Here is a 6,399-nt window from a genome sequence, read left to right on the forward strand (position 1 = left end):
GATGAATATCGCGTGCTGAACGAAGACGGCCTGCGTTACGAGGACGAATTCGTCAAGCACAAGATTCTCGACGCGATCGGCGATCTCTATCTATTGGGCAAGAGCCTGGTAGGTGAGTTTCGCGGTCACAAATCAGGTCACGGCCTGAACAACCAACTACTCCGTGCCCTGCTTGCCAACAAGGAAGCATGGGAAATCGTGACATTTGAAGACGCCGGCACTGCGCCCATCTCGTTCATGCGCCCAGCCGCCGCTGTCTGATAACTCGTTTCATCTCGTTTCGTTTCGTATGGCCACCTCGGTGGCCTTTTTTTTTGCCCGCTGGTTACCTTTACGCGTCCTTGTGATGTCGGGCCAGTCGTTCGAGTGCAGCCTTCAGGCTCGGGTCTTTTACCTGCGCTGCGGTGTCCTTTAACGACTCGGCGGCGACCGCCGATTTCCGCATCGGGTTCAGTGCTGGTGGTTTTTTGACCACCACGGGCTGTACCTTGCAGTGGATTTTCGTTAAAGTTGCGAATTCGTTAAAAGCCTGTAGTTGCCGAACAAGCCTTTTTTGCTGATATCGCATCCGTGTTGCCCAGTGGCTGTCGGATACGATCAGCCGCAAAACACCCTCGCGCATGGAGGCGACGCGACAGTGCTCCCTTGCTGCAGGTTCAAGCAGGGTGTCGAGCACTACCTGAAGTCGCTCCACCGCCCCAGCTCTCGCATAGAGCCCTTTGAGGGTCGAGCTGGTACGAACCAGGTCGCCGGGACGGCGGGCGTCGAGGGGATGAAAAGACATGGCTTTTTGCCGATTTAAGTGAATGAGCAGCGGTTATCGTAGCAGAACCGTGGAACTCGTACGTTGGGGATTTTTTAATTGAACATCATCATTTTAACCGACCGCCAGGGCGCGGCCCGGGCGATAACGCTCAGCTTGCCGGTCCTGCTGGCTGCGCTGGTGGCCGTGGTCGCACTGCCGGTCAGTGCACTGGTACTGACCTGGTCGCTGCTCGCCGACCCATCAGCGGAGACCAGCTCGGTGCTGGTCGATAGCGACACCGTGTGGAAGCAGACTCTGGCCGACCTGGCACAAAGCGAGGCGGGCAACGAGGGTTCGCAGGCGCAGCTCGCGCACATGACGCAACAGCTGGCACGGCTGCAGACGCGCCTCAGTCGGCTGGATGCCCTGGGCGAGCGGCTCACCGAGCTGGCCGATTTGTCGGATGGCGAGTTCGATTTCAATTCCGAGCCTGGCGTAGGTGGTCCCGAGCTGCACAAGAACGGCGCAAACAAGGACTCCGACGTGCAGTCGGTCATCGACCGCCTCGCCGACCGAATCGACAATCGTACCCAGCAATTGAAGCTGCTTGAGCAACTGATCCTGAACCGCTCGGTAGACAGTAATGCCATGCTTGATTTTCTGCCGGTGCAGGACGGCTATGTTTCCTCGTCCTTTGGTCGCCGTACTGATCCCATGACTGGTCGCGTAGCCATGCATACCGGCACTGATTTCGCAGCTCCCCGCGGTACGCCGATTTCTGCTGTTGGCGCAGGCGTGGTGACCTTTTCCGGACGCAATGGCGCCTATGGAAACATGGTCGAGATTTCCCATGGTGACGGCTACAAGACACGTTATGCCCATGCCCATGAGTTGAAAGTGAAGAAGGGCGATCTGGTCAGCAAGGGACAGGAGATCGCCACTGTCGGATCTACCGGTCGTTCCACCGGGCCGCACTTGCATTTCGAGGTATACCGCAACGGTATGGCCGTAAACCCGGCACGTTACATCGCACTGAAGTAAATCCATGCACGTCCGCCCCGCGCGGACGTCCTCGCCTGACGCTTTTCCAGTCCATTCACGCCCCTGTGATGCCTAAATGCTGGCCATGACGGGCTGCGCTCGCGGCGCTGATGTCGTGCAGGTTTATTGTGCGTCGCGATTCAGAGTAGAATGCCTGTTTACGGTTTGGCCCGATTCGTCCTGGCTGCACCGCCCACCCTCAAACGGATATCAAAGTCGACTATGTTTGCGCCTTTATTGAAGAAACTGTTTGGAAGCAAAAACGAGCGTGAGTTGAAGCGCATGGGCCGGGTCGTCAACGCGATCAACGCCCACGAAGAAAAGCTGAACGCCCTGAGCGATGAGCAGTTGAAGGCCAAGACAGCCGAGTTCAAGGAGAGGGTAACCAAGGGCGAAAGTCTTGATGCCATCCTGCCTGAAGCCTTTGCCCTGGTGCGCGAGGCGAGCAAGCGGGTCATGGGCATGCGGCATTTTGATGCCCAGATGATCGGCGGCATGACCCTGCATGAAGGGCATATCGCCGAGATGAAAACCGGTGAGGGCAAGACGCTGGTAGCCACATTGCCGGCTTATCTCAATGCATTGTCCGGCAAGGGCGTGCATGCGGTCACGGTAAACGATTATCTGGCTCGACGTGACGCGAACTGGATGCGCCCGCTGTATGAATTTCTCGGTCTGACCGTTGGCGTCGTCGTACCCTTCCAGGAACCCGAGGACAAGAAAGCCGCCTATCGCTGCGATGTTACCTACGGCACCAATAACGAATTCGGCTTTGATTACCTGCGCGACAACATGGCGTTCCGGCTGGAAGACAAGTTCCAGCGCGAACTGAACTTCGCCATTGTCGACGAGGTCGATTCGATCCTGATCGACGAAGCCCGTACCCCGCTGATTATCTCCGGGCCGGCCGAAGACAGTTCGCGCATGTATGCCGCGATCAACAAGCTGATTCCGCTGCTCAAGCGCGGCTACCTCGCCGATGAAGAACAGGAAGAAGTCGAAGGCCACTACTACATCGACGAGAAGACGCGACAGGTCGAGCTCAACGAATCCGGTCACCAGTTCGTCGAGAAGCTGCTTGCCGAAGAAGGTCTGCTGCCGGAAGGTGACAGCCTCTATGCCGCGCAGAACCTCAATCTCCTGCACCACGTGCATTCCGGTCTGCGGGCACACACGCTGTTCCACCGCAACGTGGAATACATAGTGCAGAACGACCAGGTTGTCCTGGTCGATGAGCACACCGGTCGTACCATGCCCGGTCGTCGCCTCTCCGAGGGCCTGCACCAGGCTATCGAAGCCAAGGAAGGACTGAAGATCCAGGCCGAAAGCCAGACCCTGGCCTCGACCACCTTCCAGAACTACTTCCGGCTTTACAACAAGCTGTCCGGCATGACCGGCACGGCGGACACCGAGGCGTTCGAGTTCCGCCAGATCTACAATCTTGATGTGGTCGTCATCCCGACCAACAAGCCAATGGCGCGCAAGGACTACAATGACCTGGTCTACCTGACCATCGGCGAGAAGTTCGCCGCGATCACTGCAGACATCAAGCACAGCATGGGCGAAGGTCGTCCGATTCTGGTGGGTACTGCCTCGATCGAATCCTCCGAAGCCGTCTCGCGCCTGCTGGATGAGGAAAAGATCCCGCACAAGGTGCTGAACGCCAAGCATCACGAAAAAGAAGCCGAAATCATCGCCCAGGCCGGTCGTCCGGGAGCAGTAACCATTGCCACCAACATGGCAGGCCGTGGTACCGACATTATTCTCGGCGGCAGCTGGGAGGCAGAGATTGCCAGCCTGGAAAATCCGACCGAGGAACAGATTGCCCAGGTCAAGGCCGACTGGCAGCAGCGCCATCAGCAGGTACTGGAATCCGGTGGTCTGCACATTATCGCCTGCGAACGCCACGAATCACGCCGCATCGACAACCAGCTGCGTGGCCGTGCCGGCCGCCAGGGCGACCCGGGTTCCAGCCGCTTCTATCTGTCCCTGGAAGACAGTCTCATGCGTATCTTCGCCTCTGACCGGGTGAAGAACTTCATGAAGGCGCTGGGCATGGAGAAAGGCGAAGCGATCGAGCACCGCATGGTGACTAATGCGATCGAGAAAGCGCAGCGTAAGGTCGAAGGTCGCAACTTTGATATCCGCAAGCAGCTGCTTGAGTACGACGACGTGGCCAATGAGCAGCGCAAGGTCATCTACGGCCAGCGCAACGCGATTCTCGCCGCAGACAACGTATCCGACACCATCCAGGCAATTCGTGAAGACGTCGTGGCTGCCGCGATTAGCCAGTACATCCCGCCGCAAAGCGTGCCCGAGCAGTGGGATATTGCCGGCCTCGAGCAGTACCTCAACACCGAGCTGGCACTCAAGGTGCCGTTGCAGCAATGGCTGGATGAAGACGACACGCTGCACGAAGAAGGTTTGCGTCAGCGTATCCTCGACGAGCTGATCAAGGCCTATGCCGAGAAGGAAGAGCTGACTGGCGCAGATGCGCTGCGCACCTTCGAGAAGCAGATGCTGTTGCGCGTGCTGGATGATCTCTGGAAAGAGCACCTGGCAACCATGGATCATCTGCGCCAGGGTATTCATCTGCGCGGCTACGCACAGAAGAATCCCAAGCAGGAATACAAGCGCGAAGCCTTCAACCTGTTCGAAGAGATGCTCGAGTCGGTCAAGCACGACACTATCCGCATTCTCAGTCACGTTCAGGTACGCCGCGAAGACGCCGCCGAAGAAGAAGCCCGTCAGCGCCGGCAGCAAGAGGAAATGGCCAAGCGCATGCAGTTCAAGCACGAAGCTGTCGCTCCAACCGCAGCTGAAGGTAACGAAGAAGAGCGCGAGCAAGCTGCAGCGGCACCGGTGACGCCGATCACCCGCGAAGGCCCGAAAGTCGGCCGCAATGATCCCTGTCCCTGCGGCTCAGGCAAGAAGTACAAGCAATGCCATGGCAAGATAGCCTGAGCTGGCGCCACCGCCCGAGCTAGCCCTCTGCCTTCCCCGGGAGGGTCGGTTTCCACTCCGACCATTGGCGTTCTCGCCACCACCGCCGGTCGAGATGGAACTCGACCCTCCCGGACGGCTACAATACCGGCTTTAACTTAACCGGAGATTGCACCATGCCCGTCGGACTCGGCCCCCTTCCTGTCTTGCACCCCGTTCCCGGCTTTCGCCTGGGCATCGCCTCCGCCGGCATCAAGCGCGCGGGCCGCAAGGACGTGGTGGTAATGGAGGCAGCCGAAGGCGCTTCGATAGCGGGTGTGTTCACGCTGAACGCCTTCTGCGCCGCTCCGGTCACCCTGTGTCGTCAGCACCTGGACCAGTCCCCACGCTACCTGCTGGTCAACACCGGCAACGCCAATGCCGGCACAGGCAAGCCTGGCATGGAAGCTGCGCTGAAGACCTGCGCCGCTCTGGCAGAGCTGGTAAAGGTCAACAGCAAGCAGATACTGCCGTTCAGCACTGGCGTCATTGGCGAGCTGCTGCCCGCCGACAAAGTTATCAGCGCATTGCCCGCAGCCATACAGAACCTGGACGAAGATAACTGGGGTCGGGCTGCAGAAGGCATCATGACCACTGACACCCTGCCAAAAGGCGCCAGCCGTCAGATTGAGCTTGGCGGAGAAGTCATCACGATCACGGGCATCTCCAAGGGAGCCGGCATGATCAAGCCCGACATGGCCACCATGCTCGGCTATATCGCAACCGACGCCAAAGTAGCTCAGCCAGTGCTACAGAGCCTGCTGCGCGAAGCCGCCGACCTGTCCTTCAATCGCATTACCATCGACGGCGACACCTCGACCAACGATAGCTGCATGTTGATTGCTACCGGTCAGGCGAAGATGGAGTCGCTGGAAGAGGCGTCAGGCGATGATTACCAGTTGCTGGCCGACACCATCAAAGCAATCATGCTCGAATTGGCGCAGGCGATCGTGCGCGATGGGGAAGGCGCGACCAAGTTCGTCACCGTCCGGGTGAACGGCGGCAACAACCGCGATGAATGCCTCGACGTGGGCTATGCAATTGCCCACTCACCGCTGATCAAGACGGCGCTGTTTGCCTCCGATCCCAATTGGGGGCGCATCCTGGCCGCAGTAGGGCGCGCAGGGGTGCCGAATCTGGATGTCGAGAAAATCGATGTCTACCTCGATCAGGTCTGCATCACCCGTAATGGCGGCCGGGCCGCGGACTACACCGAGGAGCAGGGTGCAGCGATCATGGCCCAGGCAGAGATAACCATCCGCATCGAACTGGGCCGCGGCGACCACACCGAAACGCTTTGGACCACCGACCTGTCTCACGAATACGTGCGCATAAATGCCGAATACCGGACTTGAAGCAGCGGAGTGACGCGGCCCTGCCCCGTCATTCCGCCAACACCCAGTCACTACTCCAACACCCAGGCCCACCCGCTCCAACACGCGGTCCCTCCCGCCAGCACACCCGTCACTCCCGCGAACGCGGGAGTCCATTTTGACCTAGCCGTTCCAGGCACACATATCAAAACCCACAGTACTTCGGATCAATCACCGTGCGCTCAACACGCCATCGCCCCACCTGATTGATCACAAGCTTCCGCCCACTGGCTCCTGTCTCGGCAGGACAAAAGCGGA

General features: G+C 59.0%; 5 protein-coding genes. 4 read left to right on the forward strand and 1 reads right to left on the reverse strand.

Features of this window, described 5'->3' with window-relative positions; genetic code table 11:
• The coding region (locus ABYA88_RS14800) for a UDP-3-O-acyl-N-acetylglucosamine deacetylase (protein WP_373188162.1) at positions 1 to 261 on the forward strand (261 nt) is incomplete at its 5' end.
• A gap of 70 nt (positions 262 to 331) precedes the next feature.
• Here the strand turns inward: ABYA88_RS14800 and ABYA88_RS14805 are convergent.
• Positions 332 to 784, reverse strand: coding sequence for a DUF721 domain-containing protein (locus ABYA88_RS14805; RefSeq protein WP_373188163.1), 453 nt, complete (start codon positions 782 to 784; stop codon positions 332 to 334).
• A 78-nt stretch (positions 785 to 862) separates the two neighbouring features.
• Between ABYA88_RS14805 and ABYA88_RS14810 the strand changes: the two genes are divergently transcribed.
• From ABYA88_RS14810 to argJ, 3 genes are all read left to right on the forward strand, one after another.
• Positions 863 to 1,786 (forward strand): M23 family metallopeptidase, encoded by a 924-nt coding sequence (locus ABYA88_RS14810; RefSeq protein WP_373188164.1) that lies wholly within the window; start codon positions 863 to 865, stop codon positions 1,784 to 1,786.
• Between the two features lie 222 nt (positions 1,787 to 2,008).
• A complete protein-coding gene (gene secA, locus ABYA88_RS14815; protein WP_373188165.1) occupies positions 2,009 to 4,750 on the forward strand; it encodes a preprotein translocase subunit SecA in 2,742 nt (913 codons plus the stop codon).
• Between the two features lie 155 nt (positions 4,751 to 4,905).
• Positions 4,906 to 6,123: a bifunctional glutamate N-acetyltransferase/amino-acid acetyltransferase ArgJ gene (argJ, locus tag ABYA88_RS14820; RefSeq protein WP_373188166.1), complete on the forward strand. Its 1,218-nt coding sequence runs from the start codon at positions 4,906 to 4,908 to the stop codon at positions 6,121 to 6,123.
• Positions 6,124 to 6,399: the final 276 nt, after the last annotated feature.

This window comes from Halopseudomonas sp. (assembly GCF_041579695.1).
Taxonomy (GTDB): Bacteria; Pseudomonadota; Gammaproteobacteria; order Pseudomonadales; family Pseudomonadaceae; genus Halopseudomonas.

Bases quoted from the DNA above. Each gene is read 5' to 3' on its own strand.
- ABYA88_RS14805 (WP_373188163.1), bottom strand. From the start codon at position 784: ATGTCTTTTCATCCCCTCGACGCCCGCCGTCCCGGCGACCTGGTTCGT.
- secA (WP_373188165.1), top strand. From the start codon at position 2,009: ATGTTTGCGCCTTTATTGAAGAAACTGTTTGGAAGCAAAAACGAGCGT.
- argJ (WP_373188166.1), top strand. From the start codon at position 4,906: ATGCCCGTCGGACTCGGCCCCCTTCCTGTCTTGCACCCCGTTCCCGGC.